The sequence below is a fragment of the Magnetospirillum sulfuroxidans genome, assembly GCF_018224925.1.
Taxonomy (GTDB): domain Bacteria; phylum Pseudomonadota; class Alphaproteobacteria; order Rhodospirillales; family Magnetospirillaceae; genus Magnetospirillum; species Magnetospirillum sulfuroxidans.
Genome location: NZ_JAGTUF010000001.1, coordinates 782,738 through 802,476, shown reverse-complemented (window position 1 = coordinate 802,476; position 19,739 = coordinate 782,738). Strand labels below are relative to the sequence as shown.

The following is a 19,739-nucleotide window of genomic DNA, read 5'->3' as shown; positions in this document are numbered from 1 at the left end:
AATGATGATCCACGATTTGACCGTATTTCCCCTGATCGGACTGACCACCGTTTTGGTGGTCATTGGGTGGCTGCTGTGAACGCCGCCGCCTCTGCCCTGCCGCCGGCCGGCGGCGGCGCCCCCGTCTCCGGGGCGAACGCCGGCACCTCCCGCCGCGTGGGCTTGCCCCGCGCCACCTTGGCCGGGGGCGGTACGGAACTTTCCGCCCCCGGTCATTTTTCCAGCGTGGAAGACTGGCTGGCCGCCCATGGCAGTGCCACCACTGAGCCGGATTGGGGCGATTTGCAAGACGAATGGCGGACGCTTCGCGACCATGGCTACACCCTGGCGCGGCGCGGCAACGGCACCCTGATCCTGAACGGGCATCGGACCGAGGCGGCGCTGGTGCGCGATCTGGCGGACCGGCTGCGCGCCGGAAAGTGCCGCTGGCAGGGCAATGGGAGGGCGGCGTGACCGCCCCGCATCCGGTGCAGCCATACCTGCGGGCTGGCGAGCATTGCGTCGCCGAATTGGTGGTGGTGCTGGCCGACGGCCAGATACGGGTGTTCCCCCTGACCGTGGCGGCGCTGGCCAGCCATGCCGCCGAGGCGACGGCGCTGCTGCGGGGTCATATCCAGCGGGGTAATCATGACCAATGATAACCGCCAGCAAGGGGACAGCATCGACCTGGACCGGCTGGCCGACGTGTTTCGCGCCCGCATCGCCGAGCTGATCTACAGCGTCTGGCGGCTGCAAGGCCACCGTGACGGCAACAATTTCGTCTGCCCCAACCCGCTCCGCGCCGACCGTCATGCCGGGTCGTTCCGCATCGGTCTGGCCGGCAAGTACCAGGGCATGGTCACCGATTTCGCCGGCGAGGCCATTCCCGGTACCGGCAAGATGTCGGTGTCGTGTCTGTCGTTCCACATCGTCCTGATGCATGCCGCCGACAAGAATGCCGGCGTGCGGTGGGGCAAGGATTGGGCCGGTCTGACCGGCAAGGCGCCGGACAGTTTGAAGCGCTCGCGCGAGGCATTGGCGGCCTTCGATGACCGGCCTCAGGAAAGCGACGAGGATATCAAGAAGAAGCGCGGGCGCAGCCAGCGCATCTATCTGGACAAGACGCTGCCGTGGGCCAACACCCCGGCCCAGTATTACTATGCCGGGCGCGGCATCGACCTGACCCGGCTGCCGGCGGTGCCCCATGCGCCGCGTTTCAAGGAAAAGTGCTTTTGCGGCGAGCTGGGCAAGCCGGGCACCGACGAAGCCGCCTATCTGCCGGCCATCGTGCTGCCCTATGTGTCCATGGACGGCGTCCATCTGGCGGTGCACCGCACCTATCTGGAGCGCACCGCCGATGGACGCTGGATCAAGGCCGGCTGCATCAAGAAGCCGAAGCGGTCCTATGGGTCGTATGCCGGCGGGTTCATTCCGCTGTGGGCCGGCACCAGGGCGCTGAAACGGACCGGTGAAATCGTTTACGCCCAGTCGCTGGGCAAGGCCGAGGGGCCGGTGCGCGTGCATCTGGTCGAAGGGCCGGAAGACGGCTGGTCGGTGGCGCTGGCCTACCCGGACGAACGGGTGCACGCCGCCGGTTCTATTTCCAACATGGGCGGTCTGGCATACCCGGAAAAGGTGACGGAAATCGTCATCTGGAAGCAGGCCGACGCGCCGGGCAGTCAGGCCGACCAGACGTTCCGCCGTGCCGTCAAGAATTTCAAGGATCAGGGCAAGCGCGTGCTGATCGCCGACGTCACCAGCGTGGCGCCCGGCGCCAAGGACGCCAACGATGTGCTTAAGGGGGGAATGTGACCGAGCCGGAAGACACAGCGGAAGACGGCATTTTGGCGTTGCGCCAGGTCGCCTGGACGGAAGTGGCCGACGACTGGGACGTCGATGCCCTGGATGATGCCGCCCCAGAGCTATCTGGTGCGGATGACCCGGACCCGGAAGACCCCGCCGGCCCGTCCAACGATGACCAGCCGCCGGGGGAAAGCGGCTATCAGGTGGTGCGCATCCCGCGGTCCATGCGCTCGCGCCTGGTGCTGCCCCAGGGCTGCCCGGTAACGCCGTTGGGCGTGCTGGACGACAAGTACTTTTATCTTGATCGCATCGGCCAGTTGCGCCGGGTTTCGGCGGAAAAGCACGGCCAGAACACCCTGAAATCCCTGTTCGGCGATACCGCCTATCTGCTGCTGAACTGGCCCAGGGCCAAGCAGACCGACGATGGCACCTGGGAAGCCACCGGCTGGCGGCCGGAGGAATGCGGCAGCGCCTTGATGGATAGCTGCATGCGAAAAGGGGTATTCGATCCCGACGAGCGGGTGCGCGGCGCCGGGGCGTGGACCGGGGCGGCGGGCGAGCTGATCATCCATTTCGGCAAGGGGCTTGGCGTCTGGCCCGCCGATGGCGGGCCAGTGCAATGGTTCGAGCCCTGCGAAATTGGGGACTGGATTTACCCAACGCGGCCGATCATGCCGTTGCCGGCCAAGGCCGACACCGCCATCGGCGCCGGGGCCGAGGTGCTGTCTTATTTCCGCTCGTGGAATTGGGGGCGGCCCGATGTCGACCCGCAATTGCTGTTGGGGTGGCTGGTCGCCGCCTTTCTGGGCGCGTCGCTGAAATGGCACCCGCTGTACTGGTCGGTGGGGGATCGCGGATCGGGTAAATCGACGCTGTTGCTGATGATTTACTGTTTGCTGGGCAAGTTCATGCTGAAGATCGAGAACGCCAGTTCGGCCTATATCTACCAGAAGGTCGGGCGCGACAGCCGCGCCGTCGGCATCGACGAAGCCGAACCGGACGAAGAAAGCAGCCGCCAGAAGCAGCAATTGGAACTGGCCCGCGCAGCGGCCAGCGGCGCCAGCATCGGGCGCGGTGGCGCCGATGGCACCCCGGTGGAATTCACCCAGCGGGCGCCGTGGCTGTTTTGTTCCATCAACATGCCGCCGTTGAACGGCGCCGATCTGTCGCGCATCGCCGTGGGCGCGTTGGGGCTGCTGGAAGAGTTCACGCCGCCCGAGGGCGCCACGGTGCCGCCGGAAGAGAACGAAGCGGTGATGGCGCGGGTGATGGCGCCGTTGGGCCGCCGGCTGCTGCGCCAGATCGTCGACGGCTGGGGCCGCTTTCCCGCCGTGCTGAAGGCCTATCGTCAGGCCATGAAAGAGGCTGGTCACGGTGGACGCGGCGCCGATCTGTTCGGCACCCAGTTGGCCTGCGCCCATCTGGTGCTGTCCGACGCCATGCCGACCGAACAGGAATTGCGCATGTGGGGCGAACGGCTGAAGGCCAGCGAGTTGGCCGAGTTGTCCAACGATCTGGCCACCAACAAAGCCTGCCTGCTGCATCTGCAATCCAGCCTGCTGGACGCCAAGAAGGGCGGCCAAAGCTATACCGTCGGCTATTGGGTGACCAAGCTGGTGGAGAACCTGTCCAACCCGGCCGAGGCGGTGGATAGCGCGGCCAAGGACGTGCGCGACATTTTGCGCGCCCATGGGCTGGACGTGCGGCCCGCGCCCGCGCCCAAAGGAGAGAAGCCGCCGCTGCACCCGCCCTTGTACCTGTGGGTGGCCAATCGCCACCAGGGCGTGGCGCGCATCTTCGACGGCAGCGCCTGGAAGACCCGAAGCGGCGCCGCCGGCCCCTGGACCCGCCAGATAGCCACCCTTCCCGGCGCATTGGCCAACGTCTCGTTCTTCGTCGATGGCGCCCAGGATAAGGCGGTGTTGGTGCCCATTCATTATTGCCAGGAAAGCCCGCCGGATGGCGGGCAGGACGATGCGTCGGTCGCAGGGGGCTCGCCTGCACCGTCGCCGGTCGCCCACACCCAGGCTGTCGAGGCGAGCCACCGGAGCGCGACCGACACCGCTTTTGCCGACCGCGCCATGACCCCTGACCCTTTCTCGCTCTCCGAGGACTTCTAAGCATGACCCTGACCCCGACCCTGTTTTACCGAGAAATAAACGCGGGGCGAGGCGGTTCGCGGGGATGGTTTGGCTTGCGGGTTTGGGGAGGGGTTTGGAAAATATGCAGTATATTCAATATACTAACGACAACCAAACCGCCAAACCGACCAAACCGCGAATTTACATACACATGTGTGTGCAGGCGCGCACATGCGCAGGTGGGCGCGTCCGCGCACGTATAGGGCTCTGATTTTGCGGTTTGGTGGTTTGGTTTGATCATGAATAGGTAATTTATCCTTATGTTTCACAGAGTTAGACACCAAACCGCAAACCAAACCGCGACCAAACCGCAAGGTTGGGCGGTTTGGTTTGCGACGGCGAATAAACAAATCGGATTTGGACCATGAGCGAGCTGGAAGGCAAAGGGGCGAAGACGGCGGTGGCCGAGGCGGTGCGCGAGGCCGGTCCGCTGATTGTGGACGAACCGGTGCAGCTCGGGCTGCTGCCGCTGCTGGGCGGTGACCAGTTGGCCGACATGCCGGCCGATCAGGCGGCACGGCGTCAAGCTGTGCAGTCGGCGAAGCGCGGTCGCGCCACCGGATCGCAGAACACGCTGACCACCAAGGTGCGCGCGGTGCTGCTGAAGCGCTATGGCGTGCATCCGCTGGAAGTGCTGTTCCAGACCTTCAGCCGTCCGACAGAGGACTTGGCGGTTCAGCTCGGCTGCAAGAATGAAGAGGCCTACAAGCTGCAACTGCTGGCCGCACGCGAGGCGCTGCCCTACGTGCAGGGCAAAGCGCCGCTTGAGGTCCGCGTCGATGGGCCGACCGCCTCGTTCACCTTCGTCTCGCCCGAGGCGGCTTTGGCGGTGTGGGCGGCCAAGGCCAGCGAGGATACAGGCGGCATCCTGCTGGACGCGCCAGACTTCAGCGTTGTTGAGAGCCAGGAGGATGGCAATGCGTGAACACGACAGGAACACGAAGGGAACAGGCGCACACTGTGGCGCATGGATGGCGCACGCGGATGATAGTGCGTTGAAACAGAACGCATTGCAGCGGATGCACACTCCTTGTGTCAGCCTCGCCGCCGTCACCGCCGCCCGATCAGAGGCCGCTGCCAAGGCCGCCGCCCAGGGCGATACCCCCCCCAATCCGCGCCTTCATTTCCTGCCCGGAGGGATGAAAAGTGTGGGCTGGATTTCGGAAGGGGCCGCGAACCCGAGGGTAGCCGGTAGGGGCTGGGGCTGGGGTCTGGGTGCGGGTTTGGGCAACTCGGGGACACTGCAATGACCGCGCCCCGCAAGCCATGGCTTCCGCCCGGACCTGTGTCCAGCCGCTTCTATGCCGCGCGTGACTTCCTGTCGGTGATCATGGGTCCGGTGGGCAGCGCCAAAACCACCACCGTGTTGCGGAAGATCATGATGCTGGCGAACTATCAGGACCCCAGTCCAGTGGATGCCATCCGTCGATCCAAGTGGCGTGTGGTCCGCGACACCTACAAGAACGTCAAAAGCACATCGTTCAAGACCTGGAAGAAGATCGTTCCTCACGACAGCCCTGCGACCAAACGCTACGCCGAAGGCGGGCCGGCGGACGCGGCGGTGCATGAGGTGCAGTGGACGCATCCGCTGGATGGCCGTCCCGTGCTGCTGGACATGGAATTCGTCGGCTTGGGCGAACTAACCGCCGAGAACTCCATGTCGTCGTGGGAAGGCACGGGCATCTATTACAACGAGCTTAACTTGATGGACGAAGATGCGTTCTTGCAGGGTATCACCCGCGTGGGCCGCTATCCTGGGGATGAGCATGGCCAAGCCACTTGCCCATGCATCCTGGCCGATCTTAACGCGCCCCCCGTCACGGACTGGACCTATAAGCTGATCAGCCGTATCCAGTCTGGTCGGCTAGAGGAATTGTTGCGCCAGTTCGGGCTTGATCCTGCTGACATGCTGAACGACTGGCACTCCAAGCTGGCGGGGTTCTACCGCCAGCCGGGCGGACGCGCCGCCGGTGCGGAAAATGTCGAGAACCTCCCCAAAAACTACTATGCGCGTCAAGTCGGCCTGTTTCTGCTGGCTGATCGTGAAGATTTGGTCATCACGAAAGTCGACAACGAATTCGGCCCCACCCGCGACGGCAAGCCGGTCTACAAGCGGTGGAAGGACAGCCGTCACGTTGCTGGCCGTGAACTGCAACCGCTTGCAGATGTTCAGGTCGTTGTCGGCGCTGACGCGGGACTGAACCCCTCGGCCATTCTGATGCAAGAAACGCCGACCGGCCAAATCATCGTTCTGGATGAACTGGTGCCGGAAGACGGCGACACCTGGGACGCCGAGGAATACGCCGAGCGTCTGATGCGCCTGCGCCGGAGCCCGAAATACCGCGATCTCAAGTTCATCGGCTATGCCGACCCGGCATCGCGGAGCGCCAACGCCGCCGCCAAGGACAAGAAAAGCTGGCTGGCCATTGTCGAAGCCAATACCGACTTTATCTGGAAAACCGCCAGCACCAACGACATCCCCACGCGCCTGTCCGCCGTGCGGCATGCGCTAACCCGCGATTTGTCCGGCGAGCCAGGATTCCTGCTGTCGGCCACCTGCGAAGTTCTGCGCGAGGGTTTCAACAGCGGATATAAATTCGCCAAGCGGAGCGAAGGATACGGCGAAACCCCGGAAAAGAACCGCTTTTCGCACGCCCATGACGGGTTGCAATACGGCTGCATGGGCATCGGCCTGCATTACGACGTGCAGGCCAAGAACCGCCCGACCCAGCACCAGCAAATCTACAAAGCCAAAAGCAGCTTCAAAATCCACGGGGGGCGCCGATGACTGCCGCCATCCCACTCCCCCATCTGGTGGTGTTCTCGGACATGGCCGACATCCCTGCCGGCATCCGCCTGGGCTGGCGCGAGCGACTGTTGACATGGGGGTTCAACGCATTTCTGCGCCCAGGCTTTCGTCATTGCATGGTGTTGCAGCCTTTTTTCCTGGGCGAGGCCGGCGGCTGGCTGCTGGTCAATCCGCTGTCCAACGGCATCGACCTTTCCATTTGCCCGGCGCGAGCGGCGGAAGCGGTGTTCGAGCAAGTCAATTCCGGCATCGCCCATGCCGTTTGGGCGCACCCGGTGCGGGAAGCGCGGATCACGGGTCTTGCCCCGCTGACCTGTGTCACTGCCGTAAAAGCGATCTTGGGCCTCCGCTGTCATGCCCAGACCCCCTATCAGCTTTATCGACACCTGAAGAGAGAGGAAGAAAAATGGGTGGATTTGCCAATCAACTGATGCCGACGTCGCTGGCCGACACCATGCCGGACATCCCCAAGGATGCCCTGAAAAACCCCGGAATAATGCTGCGTTCAAAGCAGCTAAAGGCTACCGCCACCAGCAGATACGGCGACGACGGCTTGGTTAAATCAAAGTTGAAGGGAGATTGATCATGGGTGGATTTTTTGGCGGTGGAGCCAAGGCGCCAGAACCTGACAACTCGTATATGGACAAGCAACTGGAATTGCAAAAAGAACAAAAGGATCAGTTGGAACGCGAAAACCAAGCGCGGCGGCGAAACCTGCGCTCGCGCAGCTCTGGCGGTTCCTCCCTGCGCTTCACCGGTGACAGTGCCGCCCCGGCGACAACCGATGCCACCGCCGGCACCGGCAAGACGCTGGGGGGCTAAGCCATGACAGCCACCGCCAAAGGGGCCTACAAAGACCCCATCTTACGCCGCTTCGCCGCCGCCAAATCCCGGCGCGATCGCTATAATGCCCTGCTGTCCGACACCTACGCCCTGGTGTTGCCCGACGCCGACGTCGATGGCAACCGGACCGAGGGTGCCAAGAACGACGTGGAATTGTTCGAAGGCCAGGGCGCCCGCAGTCTGGACAAGCGCCGCGACCGCATGATGGGGCAATTGTACCCGCCCTTCACCGACCGCCTGGTATCGTTCGAGTTCCAGGCGCAGCCGCTCGACAGCATCCCGCCCGAGCTGCGCGATCAGGCTGCGTCCTATCTCGACGCCGCCGCCGAGGTGGTCCACGACGCGGTGACGGAAAGCAATTTCTTCATCGAGATGCCCCAGGCCCTGGCCGACGTGTTGGTGTCCACCGGCGCCCTGCTGGTCAATCCCGGCGATCCCGACATTGGCCCGCCTTTGGTGTTCGAGGCCATCCCCATCTCCAGCCTGGTGCCCGAGGAAGGGCCGTTCGGCTCCATCGAAACCGTGTTCCTGCCGCGCTCGCTGTGCCGCCGTGAAGTGGCGGCACGGTGGCCGGAAGCGGAAAAGGCGCTGTGGGCCGTCGATGGTTGGGACAGCAAGCTGCGCGACGATCCCGATGGAAAGGTGGATGTGATTGAAGCGCAGTTATTCGAGCCACACCGCCGCGCCTACCGCTATGTGGTCTATCTGGCCGAGGGCGAGCACAAGCTGATCGACCGGTCGCTGTCGTCCAAGGCCATCATCGTTTTTCGCATGTCCAAGGCGACGGGTGAAGTCATGGGGCGCGGCCCCGCCATCACCTGCCGCGCCGATCTGAAGACGGCCAACGTCACCAAGGAACTGACGCTGAAAAACGCCAGCATCGCCGTCACCGGCATCTGGCAGGCCGACGACGACGGCGTGCTGAACCCGGCCAATATCGAGCTGGTGCCCGGCGCCATCATCCCCAAGGCCCCCGGTTCCAAGGGCTTGCAGCCCCTGCAAGCGGCGGCGGATTTCAACGTCTCGCAGATCATCCAGGCGGATCTGAACAACGCCGTGCGTGAAGCCATCGAAGGTCCGCCCATGCCCGGCTATGACCAGGATCGCCCAGTCGCCCAGGCCTTCCTGACCGCCGAGCGGGAACGGGCCGAGGTCGAGGTGCCCAAACACACCCGCTTGTTCTATGAACTGGACATTCCGCTATGGACCCGCGTCGTCGATATCCTGACCAGCGACCAGTTCAAGGGCTCGCGCTGGCATATCCCGCCGGTCTTCATCGGCAGCACCAAGGACGGCGTCAAACTGGAACTGAAGCCCAGGGCGGAAAACCCCCTGGCCCGCATCCAGAAACAGGCGCAGTGGCGGGAACAGATACAAGCGCTGACTACCGCCATTCAACTGTTCGGGCCGGAAGCTGTGGCGGCAGAGGTCAAGGGCGCCAATATGATGCGCGACTTTCTTACCGAGGCGGGCGGCATCCCGCCCAAATACCTGCTGACCGCCCAGGAAAAGCAGGCCGCCGCCCAACAACAACAGGCCGCGCAACAGGCGCAAATGGCAGCCATGGCCACCGGCGTCCAAGGCGCAGCCGCCATGGCCGGCACCGACACCGGAACAGCGGTTCTGCGCGACGTCGGCAAGATGATGGGGGGCGCGAATGGCTGAACCCACCGAGGCGGAAAAATCCGCCGCCCGCCTGTTCAACACTCATGACGGACAGACCTTCCTGGCCGAACTGGCGCGGCTGACCATCGCCAACACCGGCAACCTTGCCACCGGCGCGGACGCCGATCTGCGCGCCCATGCCGGCAAATGCGCTCTGTACCAACACATCCTGAGCATGATCAAGAGAGGACAAGGACAATGACCGAACTGAGCTTCACCGGCGACGCTGCCGCCGAAACCGCTGCCCCCGCCGCCGCGCCGGAAGCCGCCGCCGCCAGCAGCACCGCCCCACCCGATGCCGCCGCGCCTGCCGGCGCCAATCCCTGGCAGATCGAACACAAGGGCCGCGACGGCGCCGTCACCAAGGTCGATGTGCCAGAGCCGTTCCGTAACTCCGATGGCAGCGTCAACATCGCCGCCGCGCTTAAGGCCCATGCCGATCTGCGCCAGCAGCTTTCCACCCGCCCCACCGCGCCGGAAAGATACGATTTCGCCGCCATCATCCCCGAGGAAGCCAAATCCGTGCTCGGCGACGTCCTGGTCGATGGCGCCCCGCTGTTGCCCAAGGCCGAGGCCTGGGGCAAGAAATGGAACCTGCCGCCCGAGGCCATGGGCGAAGCCTTGTCCTTGCTGGCCGAACGCGACGGGCTGTTGGGGCAGGCCGGCGAAGCCGACAGCAGCACGGCGCAGGAACAGGCCTGGGCCGAGGCGGTGCAGCTGGTCGGCAGCCGGGAAAAGGCGGAAGGCATCGGACGGCGCTTCGCCACCGCCCTGGGCCTGACCGACAAGGACCCGCCCATCGGCCTTCCGCCGCAAGCCCTGCCGCTGCTGGAAAAGCTGCTGGAAAAGGCTGGTGCCGGCACGGTGACGACCACCCGCGACGTCGCTGCCACTGCTGCCGTCACCGAGGCCGATCTGGAGACCATGATGAGAGACCCGAAATACTGGAAGCAGAAAGACCCGGCGTTTATCGCCCAGGTGACCGAAGGCTTCCAGAAACTGTACGGCGGACAAAAACAGGCTTGACAAATTTCTTATTTTCACCCTAGGGGCATTTCTGGACATTGACACGTTAGCGGCCTCTCCGATCACGGACCCGCGTCAAGGCTTGGAAATGTCCCTGCGGCATATCATGGCGCTGACCCGCAGTACCTGCCCGCTTGCCCCCGCGTCACGGGGGTATAGCCCCGTCACCAGAAATGGAATGGGGCAAAGCATGGGGCCGGTCTGCGGGTTTTCGCTTTTCGGTCCCTCGGTTGAAACAGCCAATGGGCCAATGCCATGAGCACCAACAGCATCGACGTTGCTTTCATCAAGCAATACGAAAAGGAAGTCCATCTCGCCTATCAGCGCGACGGATCCAAACTGCGCAACACCGTGCGCACCAAAAACGGCGTGATCGGCGCCACCGCCACCTTCCAGAAGATCAGCAAGGGCACCGCCACCACCAAGGCGCGGAACGGCAAAATTCCGCGCCTGAACCTCGACCACAGCAATGTCGAGTGCACCTTGGAAGACCATTACGCGCTTTACACCATCGACAAGCTGGACGAGATCAAGACCAACATCGACGAGAAGGCGGCAACCCAGACCAGCGCCGTCAATGCCTTGGGTCGCAAGACCGATGAAATCCTGATTTCCGTTCTCGACAGTTCCGCCAACTACGCCCAGGACGGCACCACCGGCCTGACCTTGGACAAGGTTCTGACGGCCTTCGAGATGCTGGGCAACGCCGATGTTCCAGACGACGGCGAACGCTATGCCTGGGTCGGTTATCGGCAATGGTCCCAGTTGTTGCAGATCGACGAATTCTCGGATGCCGATTACGTCGGCGCCGACGATCTGCCCTGGAAAGGCATCCAGGCCAAGCGCTGGTTGGGCACCATGTGGATGCCCCATTCCGGACTGTCCAAGTCCAGCAACATCCGCAGGTGCTATTGGTACCACAAATCCGCCATCGGCCATGCCATCGGCGCCGACGTGCAGACCAGCATGCAGGAAATCTTCGACGAAGCCTCCACGGGCGTCCGCGCCATGATGAGCCAAGGTGCCTGCCTGATCGATGCCGCCGGCGTCGTCTCCATGCGTTGCTTGGAAAGCTGAAGGAGAACGCAAATGGCTTATATCGCGAAGAACCTGGAATATGTGGGCGGCGCCCTGATCAGTCACTGGAACTATGTCACCACCGACACCGCCGCCACGGTGGATACGGCCGGCTATTTCAACAGCGCCTCCTCTGTCCTGAAGGTCGGTGACCGCATTCACGCCAACGTGGATACCGGCGGCACTCCGGCTTACGGCACCTTCGTCGTGCTGTCCAATGCGGCGGGCGTGGTGGACGTGGCCGACATGACGGCCATGACCGCCACCGACACCGACTGATGGTAAAGCGTGTCCAGCGTCCCCCGGCGAAAGCCGGGGGCGCTGCTCAACCTCCGGCGGCGTCCGCGCCGGATTTGGGCCGCGGCCTCAACAAGTATTTCCCCCCCGGCTTGCAGGCGCTCACCGCCGCGCATTCTACGTCTGCGCCCAGTGTGCCCATGCCCAGTGTGCCGAACCCGGTGCGGTCGCCCAAGCTGGTACGCCAAGCCGGCACCCGCCTGCGTTTCCTGACCATTCGCGAGGCCTGATCCATGCTGACCGACATCGCGCTGTGTTCGCGTGCCCTGCTGAAAATCGGGGCGACCACCATCGCCTCTTTCGACGAAGGCTCGGCGGAAGGCGAGGTGGCGGCCAATCTGTATCCGTGCACCCGCGACGCGCTGTTGTCGTCACATCCGTGGAACTTCGCCACCGGTCAGGTGACCTTGCCGCGTCTGGCCGGCACGCCGGTGGCGGATTTCCAGTATGCCTATCAGATGCCGGCTGATTTCCTGCGCGTGCTGTCGGCGGGGCAAAGTGAACGCGGCGCCGGTATCCGCTATCGACTGGCGGAAAACCGCCTGCACACCGATGCCGACGAAGTGGTGCTGACCTACATTTTCCGCCCCGACGAAACCACTTTTCCGCCGTTCTTCGATCAGGTGCTGATCGCCCGACTGGCGGCTGAATTCTGCATTCCGCTGACCGAAAGCACCACGCGGGCGCAGTATCTTGATTCGCGTGCGGAAGACGAATTCCGCCGCGCCAAGACCATCGACGGCCAGCAATCCACACCCAAGGCGTTGCGCACCAGCCTTCTGACTTCGGCGCGGGGTTAACCATGGCGAAGGGGATATCCCAGGTCTTCGGCTTCGCCTACGGGCGGCTTGATCCCGATCTGGTCGCCCGCTCCGACCTCAAGGCCTATTACCAGGGCGCGGCGGAAGCCTTGAACGTGGTGCCACGGTCGCTGACCGGCCTGGACCGCCGCCCCGGCCTGACGTGGCAAGCCTTCCTGCCCGAGGCCGCCAGCGGTTTCCGCTGGGCGGCGTTCGAGGCCGGCACCAATGGCCGCTTCATGGCCTTGTTCCTGCCCGGAATTCTGCGCATCCGCAAGGATGGCATGACCCAGGTCTATGAAAACGCCACCGTGCCGTGGACCGCAGACAAGCTGGCGACGCTTTACTGGACGCAAAGCGCCGACACCATGTTCATCTTCGCCGAAGGTCTATCGCCGTACCGGCTTCAACGCCAAGGTGCCGATACCACCTGGCTGCTGGAACAGGCGAATTGGGTCAACCCGCCGTCCTGGCAGTTCGGCGCCGACACCACCGGCACCTTGACGCCTGGCGCCAAAAGCGGCAGCGGGGTGACCTTCTCCAGTTCCGCCGGCGACTTTGCCGCCGCCAGCACCGGCTGGACCGTGCGCACCGCCACCGGTCATGGCGTGATTACCGCCAAGGCGTCGTCCAATTCGGTGACGGTGGACATTAAGGACCCGTTGGAAAACACCGACACCGTCGCCGCCGGCGAATGGTCGGTGGAAGAACCGGCATGGGGGGCCGCGCGCGGCTACCCGTCGGTGGGCACCTTGCGCGAAGGCCGGCTGCATCTGGGCAACAGCGCCGGCTTGCCCAACCATTTGTGGTGCACCAAAGCCGGCAAGTATTTTGACTTCTTCGGCACCGACGAAGCCAACGACGACGAAGCCGCCGATCTGGCCTTTGACGACGACGAAGCCAATTTGCTCTATGGCCTGATTTCCGCCGACCGCCTGATCGCCATCACCTCGGGCGGCCCGTGGTCGGTGCCCGACAGCCCGACCACCCCGAACAATTATTACGCCCGCCGCATCGCCCGGCTGAAATGCGCGCGGGGCCGCCCGACCGAACTGGATGGATCGGTGGTGTTCGTCTCCTCCGACGACGACGGCGCCCATCAGTCGTTGTTCGAGCTGGTCTATGACGAAGGCAGCGAAAGCCGCTTCATCTGCGCCGATTTGGCGCTTTATGCCGCCACCATCTTGCGCTCCCCCAATCCGCAGGAAATCGTCTCGCGCCGGGGCAGCGCCACCAACACCGCCAATTACCTGTATGTGCCCAACCGCGCCGACGGCACCTTGGCCGTGCTGCATTCGCGCCGCTCGGAAAAGGTGACGGCGTGGACGCTATGGCAAACCGAGGGCGAATTCCTGGGCGCGTTGAGCTTGGGCAACGCCGTCTTTTTCATGGTCAAGCGCGTGATCGGCGGCACCTTGCGTTATTGCCTGGAAAAGCTGGACGAAGCCGCGCTTGCCGATTGCTCGAAGACAGCCACTTCCGTCCCTGCGCAGACCACCTGGACCGGCTTCGACCACCTGGAAGGCCATGCCGTCCGCGTGGTGGCCGATGGCGCCGTCGCCGGCACCTTCACCGTCACCGATGGCGCCATCATCCTGCCCGACCCGGCCAGCAAAATCGAAGCAGGCCTCCGCTTCGCCTGGGAAGTCAAGACCATGCCGGCCGAGGCGCAATTGGCCGACGGCACCTTGGTCGGGGCCAAATCCCGCGTGTGGAAAGCGGTGGTCCAAGTGCTGGAAACCGGTGCACTCGCCATCAACGGCCGCCTGATCGAACACCGCCGCATGGGCGTGTCGCAGCTTGACGCGGCGCCGCCGCTTTTCACCGGTGAAATCCAGGTGCGCCAGCTCGGCTGGGGCTCGCGCCAGCCCATCCGTATCAGCGGGGACGATCTGGTGCCGGCCTCCATCTTGTCGGTGACCATTTTTCTTTCGGCGACGGAGTAACAGATATGGGCGGAAGCGCGGGAAAAACCATTGTTCCGATCCTGGCCGTCGTCGGCGCGGCGGTGGCCACTTATTTCACCGGCGGCGCAGCCGCTCCCGCCTTGGCCGGTGCTGCCGAAGGCGCGGCGGCCGGCGGCGCGGCGGCTGGCAGTGCCGCCGCTGGAACCATGGCCGCCGGAACCATGGCAGCATCCAGCACCGCGGGAATGTCCGCGGCCGGAATGTCCGCAGCCGGAACGGCCGCAATGGGGACATCCGCCGCCGCCAGCAGCGCCGCTGGACTTACCGCCGGCTTGGGCAGCGCCGGCGCCGGGGCCTTCATATCCGGCAGTGAACTTGCGGCCTTGGGCGCGCCTGCCGCCTTTGCCGGTTCCATTGCCCCGGCTGCTGTTTCCGCCATCCCGGCCGGCGGCGGTGGCGCCCTCGCTGGCTTGGGCATGACCACCGGCGGCTTTTCCACCGCCGCGCCGGGCATGATGGCCATGGCCGGCGAAAGCTCACCCGGCTTGCTGGCTTCCTTGTTCGGCGACATCAGCGGCATGCAGGCCGCCGGTCTGGGCATGTCCGGCGTCAGCGCGGCAGTCAATGCCAGCAATGCCAATGCCCAGGCCAAGGCGCAGCAGGATCAGTTGGATCTGCAACGTTTGGCGGCGGAATTGGATGCTACCAACCGCGAGGTGGACAGCCAGGACGCCCTGGCCAAAACCTTGGCGTCGCAGATGGTGACGCTCAATGCCCAGGGCCGCGACCCATCCGGCCCCACCGCCCTGCGGCTGGCCAGCGCCGCCGAGAACGATGCCCGCGACCAGATATTGGGCGCTCGTGCCGGCGCCGCCGCTAGCGCCGCCGGATACGGCCTGCAATCGGCGCAAATACGCCGCTCGCGCAGCGGCGCCATGGCCGGATCGTTGTTGCAGTTAGGGCGGGATGGATGGTCCGTCGTCAACGGCAAACGACTGATCGGATGACGTCATGAGCCTGCGTCCCTCGATCCAGAAAACCGCCCGCGCCGCCACCGCCGATCTGTCGCGCATCGGCGCTGTTGGCGGCCCCAGCGCCGCACTGGGTGCGTTCTTGTCGGACATGGCTGGCGGCATGATCGCCGACGCCAATCAGGCCGAAGCCGATAAAGTGTCAACCGAGGCCTATGCCCAGGGCGCGGCCCAGGGCAGCAAGGCGGCCATGGACGGCGCCGCGCCGATACTTCCCCAAGATGAAAGCACGGTGCGCAACAAGGCGCTGAAACAAGGCGCCCTGGCCGGCTGGATGGCCCGCTTCGACGTGGACAGCCAGACCAAGGCCGAGACCTGGGCGGCGGAACATGCCGACAACCCCGACGCCTTCAAGGCCAAATGGGATGGAATGAGCAGCGGCACCGTCGCCATGGTGCCGCCGGAATTGCAGCCGCAGGTCCGGGCCGAACTGGACAGGCGCGGCGGCCTGACCCTGGCCCGCTTGCAATCGGGCAAACTGCAAAGGGACCAAAAGGCGCTGGAAGACCGGCAAAACGCCAGCATCCTGCAAGCGCAATTGCTGGCCGACCGCAATTCGGAAAATTCCTGGCGCGAGGGCCGGATCGAGGGCGACGACGGGGCGAAAGCTGAAGACAAAAAGTGGCTGGCCTATCTGGACAGCCGCACCGATCTGGATGCCCGGCACAAGGTGCTGGAACGCGACAAGTTCCTGCAAACCCGCCAGCGCGCCGCCGTCTTGGGTGAATTCGACCGCGTCAAGCTGCGCGGCCTGGGGGCGGCGGAAAGCTTCATCAAGGATTTCCGCAAGCCGGGCCGCCATCCCCAGCTTGACGCGGACGCAGTGGAAGGCATCGCTGCCGAAATGGAACGGCACACGGCGGATTTGCGCCAGCAACGGGCCATGGCGGTGGCCGAACTGCGCGATCAGGCGGACGGCGCCATCTTGCGCGCCGTCAACGGTCTGCCCTTCGACGATCTGGACAAGATGGCGGCACGGGCTCGCGCCCTGGGTGACGAAAACTTGGCGCGCAGCATCTCCGAGAAGGGGGGGGCGGCGCGGCTTTCCAATTCCCTGGCAAAACTGCCACTGCCTGTCCTTCAGGCTCGCGTCAGTGAATTCGAAGCCGCCGCCAAGGCGTCCACCGACAATGCCACCGCTCAACGTTACCTCGTGGCAAAGGAAGTGCTGGGCAAGGCGCGGACGGCCATGGCCGCCGACGCCTTGACCCGGCTGAAGGCGCAGGGGAACGATGTGCCCGCCATCGACTGGAGCAAGCCGGAAACCCTGGTGGCCAGGGCCAAGGCTGCCGACCACCTGTCCGGTGTGAACGGCATCCATGTGCCCGCGCTGACCAAGGGCGACGCCGACGATCTGGCCGCCCGCATGGAACAGGCCAGCTATGAAGACCGCGCCAAGCTGCTGGGCAATCTGCACCAGGGCTTTGGCCGCCGCCGCTTCCCCGAGGTGCTGGACGCCATCAAAGCCACCGCCCCCGAGGCCGCCCAGGCCGGCGCCCTGATGGCGGAAGGGCCGGAAGGACAGAAAGCGGCCCGCAATGTTCTGTTCGGTGCTGACCTGCGCCGCACGGTGGCCAAGGACGGCGCGGCGGGCGGGCGTCAGTTCATGCCGCCCAAGGACACCCTGTTCAAGACGCAGTTCCAGAGCGCATTGCCGCCCGAGGCGGTGGCCGGACTGGCCCCCGACGATCTCGCCGCCGTGCAACAATCCATCATATCGGCCTACGCCGCCCGGTCGCATGCCGCCGGCAAGGCGTCGCAGGATACCCTGGACGCCAAGCTGTTCGATGCCGCGGTTGCCGACGTCATCGGCGGTCCTGTGTTGAAATGGAATGAAAAGCCTCTGGTTCCGCCCGTGCGCGGCCTGACCCAGGACGCCCTGGATGATGTGATGGACGGACTGACCGCCGCCGATCTGTACGGCGCTCAATCCATCGGCGGCGATCCGGTGCAGGTGGCGGACTTCAAGAAATACGGCACCGTGCGCATGCACGTCCCTGGCCGCTATCACGTTTTCCTTAATGGGCAGACGGTCTACCGGGGCGGCCAGCCGCTGGTGCTTGATCTGGCCGCCTTGGTCAAGGGGCGCTGACATGTTCGTCTCGACAGCATCTGAACAATTCTCGCTTGAACAAGCCGCCGCCAATCCCTTGCAGGGCGAAATCCAGGATTTCAGCCTGACCTATGCCCGCTCGCTGGATGACGGCCGCATGCGCTTGGCGGCAGACGCCCGGCAAAAGTCGTTGGTTCAGGCCTATGACGATTACACCGATGATATTTGGCACAAAACCGGCGAACGCGTCAGCAACCCCTATCGGGTATCTGCCGACAGCGCCGCCTTTGCCGACGCCATCGCCCGCGATCCCGAAGCCATGACCAAATGGGAAGCCGAGCGCTGGGCGAAATTCGACGGCAAGGTGTCGGATTTGGCGTCAAAATTCCCTGGCCTGACGGTCAAGACCCGCGACGATATTCAGGCCGATATCGCTGAGCGGGTCCGTGGCGTCAAGGACTTGGCCGAAAGAGACGGCATCAATGTCGGCTGGGCTGGATTAGGACGCTTCGCCGGTTATGGCCAAGCCGCCATGGAAGACCCGACCAATGCCGTCGCGATGATCTTCGGCGGCTTTGGCGCTGGCGACGCCATGGCCACCGCCGCCGCGCGGGCCACCTTGGCCAGCCGCCTTGCCCCCATCGGCGGCACCATGCTGCGCGAAGGGGCCGCCAACGCCGTCACCGAGGCTGTAACCCAACCCCAGGTCAAGGGGTTCAGCAACGAACTGGGCATTGAATACGGGTGGGACGAAGTGGCCGCCAACGTGGCCATGGCCGGCGCCGGCGGCGCCGTCTTGGGCGGTGGCCTGCACGCCACCGGCCTTGGCCTGAAATCCTTGCTGGGAAAGTGGGGGGCGGCCAAGACAGCCGGCCATGTGGTCGAGGACGCCGAGACGCGGGCGGCGGCAATGGTGCTGCGCGACGTGGAAACCATGCGCCGCGCCAACCCATACCCGCCGGGCGTCGAGGGCGATGCCGCCTTCGCCGAAGCGGATCGGGCCGTCATTGACGCCCTTATGAAAGGCGGCCCGCTGCCGGCGGAAGCCCTGTCCCGCTTCGACGCCAACCAGCGCACCCGTATCATGGAATTCGCCGATGGCGACCTGTCAGAAGGGGAACGCGCATCCCGTCGCAAGCCCGACGCCATCCACCACAGCGTGGCGCGCGGCGAACGGGCTGAAGTCCTGGCGTCCCAGGTCAAGGCCGATCTGGGCAAGACCGTCGATTTCACCGACGCGGTGCACCGTATCGACGAAGACGGCGTCAAGCACGCGATGAAGCATCATGCCGGCGACCATTTGCCGTTGCGGCGCGACGATCTGGCACGCATCCCCGAGGCCGTGCGCACGGGTGAAGTCGTCAAGGCCGATCTGGGCAAGACCGGCCAGATCGGGATCGAATATCGCGTGCGTGTCGATGACGGCTGGCTGCATGTGCACGAGGAATTGCGCAAGGCCCGGTCGCTGGCGTTCATCACCGCCTATCGCCGTCCGGACAAGACAAAGCCGGGACACAACGGCCCCGGCTCTGATGGTCCCCAGCGCTCTCCCCAGACGGGGTGGCCGTCTCCGGGTTCACCACATCCTGATAATATGCGCGCGGCTCCGGTGGAACGCAAGACCCTGCCCCCCGAACTGAAGCCGCCGTCCGGCAAGCCGCCGGAAACCCTGGTGGGCTTCCTGAAGCGCATGGGCGGCGTCAAGGATACCGACGGCTGGCTGTCGCATATGGGCGTCGATAATTCCCGCCGCCCCGGCCTGATCGCCGGCAAGGGCATGGACTTGGACGATGCCGCCTTGCGCGCCTGGGAAGATGGCTTCTTCCCCGAATTCCACGACCGCCCGACCCCGGACCATCTGCGCCTGCAAATCGCCGCCGATCTGGGGCCGGAAGGCCTGGACCGGGTGCGTGGATCGGACGTCGGCGCCCGGCTGGAATGGGACGCCTATAACGGCATGATGGACGATCTGGACCGCATGGGCGTCGATCCCTATGGCAAAAGCTGGGAAGAAATCAGCGCTTCTGTCGATGCCTATCACGCCGCCGAGGCCGAGAGCCACCGCATGTTCATGGAGGTTGCGTTGCCCAAGATCAACCCTGACGCCGCCCAGGCGTTGAGCGATGAACAGGCCTTCATTGCCCGGATTTATGGCGAGCTTCTGGCCGAGGACGTGGATATCCCTACCGGCCTCACGGACATGGATGGTCGCCTGGACATGGTGTCTGCCCGCGAGACCATGGACGCCTGGGATGATGAGGCCATGAGCTGGGATAGCGCAATCGCCTGCTTCGGAAAGGTATCCTGA

General features: G+C 64.6%; 19 protein-coding genes. All 19 read left to right on the top strand.

Annotated elements, in window-relative coordinates:
* The first annotated feature begins 66 nt into the window (after positions 1 to 66).
* Entirely contained in the window at positions 67 to 453 is a 387-nt protein-coding gene (locus tag KEC16_RS03750) for a hypothetical protein (protein WP_211546280.1), read from the top strand.
* Entirely contained in the window at positions 450 to 638 is a 189-nt protein-coding gene (locus KEC16_RS03745) for a hypothetical protein (RefSeq protein WP_211546279.1), read from the top strand. The genes KEC16_RS03750 and KEC16_RS03745 overlap by 4 nt, the downstream gene beginning before the upstream one ends.
* Positions 628 to 1,791, top strand: a complete 1,164-nt coding sequence (locus KEC16_RS03740) for a DUF7146 domain-containing protein (RefSeq protein WP_211546278.1) — start codon at positions 628 to 630, stop codon at positions 1,789 to 1,791. The genes KEC16_RS03745 and KEC16_RS03740 overlap by 11 nt, the downstream gene beginning before the upstream one ends.
* Positions 1,788 to 3,902 (top strand): hypothetical protein, encoded by a 2,115-nt coding sequence (locus tag KEC16_RS03735; protein ID WP_211546277.1) that lies wholly within the window; start codon positions 1,788 to 1,790, stop codon positions 3,900 to 3,902. Before KEC16_RS03740 ends, KEC16_RS03735 begins: the two co-directional genes overlap by 4 nt.
* Before the next feature lie 385 nt (positions 3,903 to 4,287).
* On the top strand, positions 4,288 to 4,848 hold the full coding sequence (locus tag KEC16_RS03730) for a hypothetical protein (RefSeq protein ID WP_211546276.1): 561 nt from the start codon (positions 4,288 to 4,290) through the stop codon (positions 4,846 to 4,848).
* A 321-nt stretch (positions 4,849 to 5,169) separates the two neighbouring features.
* Complete coding sequence (locus KEC16_RS03725; RefSeq protein ID WP_211546275.1) at positions 5,170 to 6,711, top strand: hypothetical protein; 1,542 nt, start codon at positions 5,170 to 5,172, stop codon at positions 6,709 to 6,711.
* Complete coding sequence (locus KEC16_RS03720; protein WP_211546274.1) at positions 6,708 to 7,163, top strand: hypothetical protein; 456 nt, start codon at positions 6,708 to 6,710, stop codon at positions 7,161 to 7,163. Before KEC16_RS03725 ends, KEC16_RS03720 begins: the two co-directional genes overlap by 4 nt.
* Positions 7,139 to 7,315: a hypothetical protein gene (locus KEC16_RS03715; protein WP_211546273.1), complete on the top strand. Its 177-nt coding sequence runs from the start codon at positions 7,139 to 7,141 to the stop codon at positions 7,313 to 7,315. Before KEC16_RS03720 ends, KEC16_RS03715 begins: the two co-directional genes overlap by 25 nt.
* Before the next feature lie 2 nt (positions 7,316 to 7,317).
* Positions 7,318 to 7,554: a hypothetical protein gene (locus tag KEC16_RS03710; RefSeq protein WP_211546272.1), complete on the top strand. Its 237-nt coding sequence runs from the start codon at positions 7,318 to 7,320 to the stop codon at positions 7,552 to 7,554.
* A 3-nt stretch (positions 7,555 to 7,557) separates the two neighbouring features.
* Entirely contained in the window at positions 7,558 to 9,240 is a 1,683-nt protein-coding gene (locus tag KEC16_RS03705) for a portal protein (protein ID WP_211546271.1), read from the top strand.
* A complete protein-coding gene (locus tag KEC16_RS03700) occupies positions 9,233 to 9,442 on the top strand; it encodes a Bbp19 family protein (protein WP_211546270.1) in 210 nt (69 codons plus the stop codon). The genes KEC16_RS03705 and KEC16_RS03700 overlap by 8 nt, the downstream gene beginning before the upstream one ends.
* Complete coding sequence (locus KEC16_RS03695; protein ID WP_211546269.1) at positions 9,439 to 10,266, top strand: hypothetical protein; 828 nt, start codon at positions 9,439 to 9,441, stop codon at positions 10,264 to 10,266. Before KEC16_RS03700 ends, KEC16_RS03695 begins: the two co-directional genes overlap by 4 nt.
* 255 nt (positions 10,267 to 10,521) lie before the next feature.
* Positions 10,522 to 11,343: a phage capsid protein gene (locus tag KEC16_RS03690; RefSeq protein WP_211546268.1), complete on the top strand. Its 822-nt coding sequence runs from the start codon at positions 10,522 to 10,524 to the stop codon at positions 11,341 to 11,343.
* A gap of 12 nt (positions 11,344 to 11,355) precedes the next feature.
* Positions 11,356 to 11,622, top strand: a complete 267-nt coding sequence (locus KEC16_RS03685) for a hypothetical protein (RefSeq protein WP_211546267.1) — start codon at positions 11,356 to 11,358, stop codon at positions 11,620 to 11,622.
* Positions 11,623 to 11,873: 251 nt separating this feature from the next.
* Positions 11,874 to 12,440, top strand: coding sequence for a phage connector family protein (locus KEC16_RS03680; RefSeq protein ID WP_211546266.1), 567 nt, complete (start codon positions 11,874 to 11,876; stop codon positions 12,438 to 12,440).
* Between the two features lie 2 nt (positions 12,441 to 12,442).
* Positions 12,443 to 14,386 (top strand): phage tail protein, encoded by a 1,944-nt coding sequence (locus KEC16_RS03675; RefSeq protein WP_211546265.1) that lies wholly within the window; start codon positions 12,443 to 12,445, stop codon positions 14,384 to 14,386.
* A 5-nt stretch (positions 14,387 to 14,391) separates the two neighbouring features.
* Positions 14,392 to 15,354, top strand: coding sequence for a hypothetical protein (locus KEC16_RS03670; RefSeq protein WP_211546264.1), 963 nt, complete (start codon positions 14,392 to 14,394; stop codon positions 15,352 to 15,354).
* A 4-nt stretch (positions 15,355 to 15,358) separates the two neighbouring features.
* Positions 15,359 to 17,470, top strand: coding sequence for a hypothetical protein (locus tag KEC16_RS03665; RefSeq protein WP_211546263.1), 2,112 nt, complete (start codon positions 15,359 to 15,361; stop codon positions 17,468 to 17,470).
* 1 nt (position 17,471) lies between these two features.
* Positions 17,472 to 19,739: a hypothetical protein gene (locus tag KEC16_RS03660; RefSeq protein ID WP_211546262.1), complete on the top strand. Its 2,268-nt coding sequence runs from the start codon at positions 17,472 to 17,474 to the stop codon at positions 19,737 to 19,739.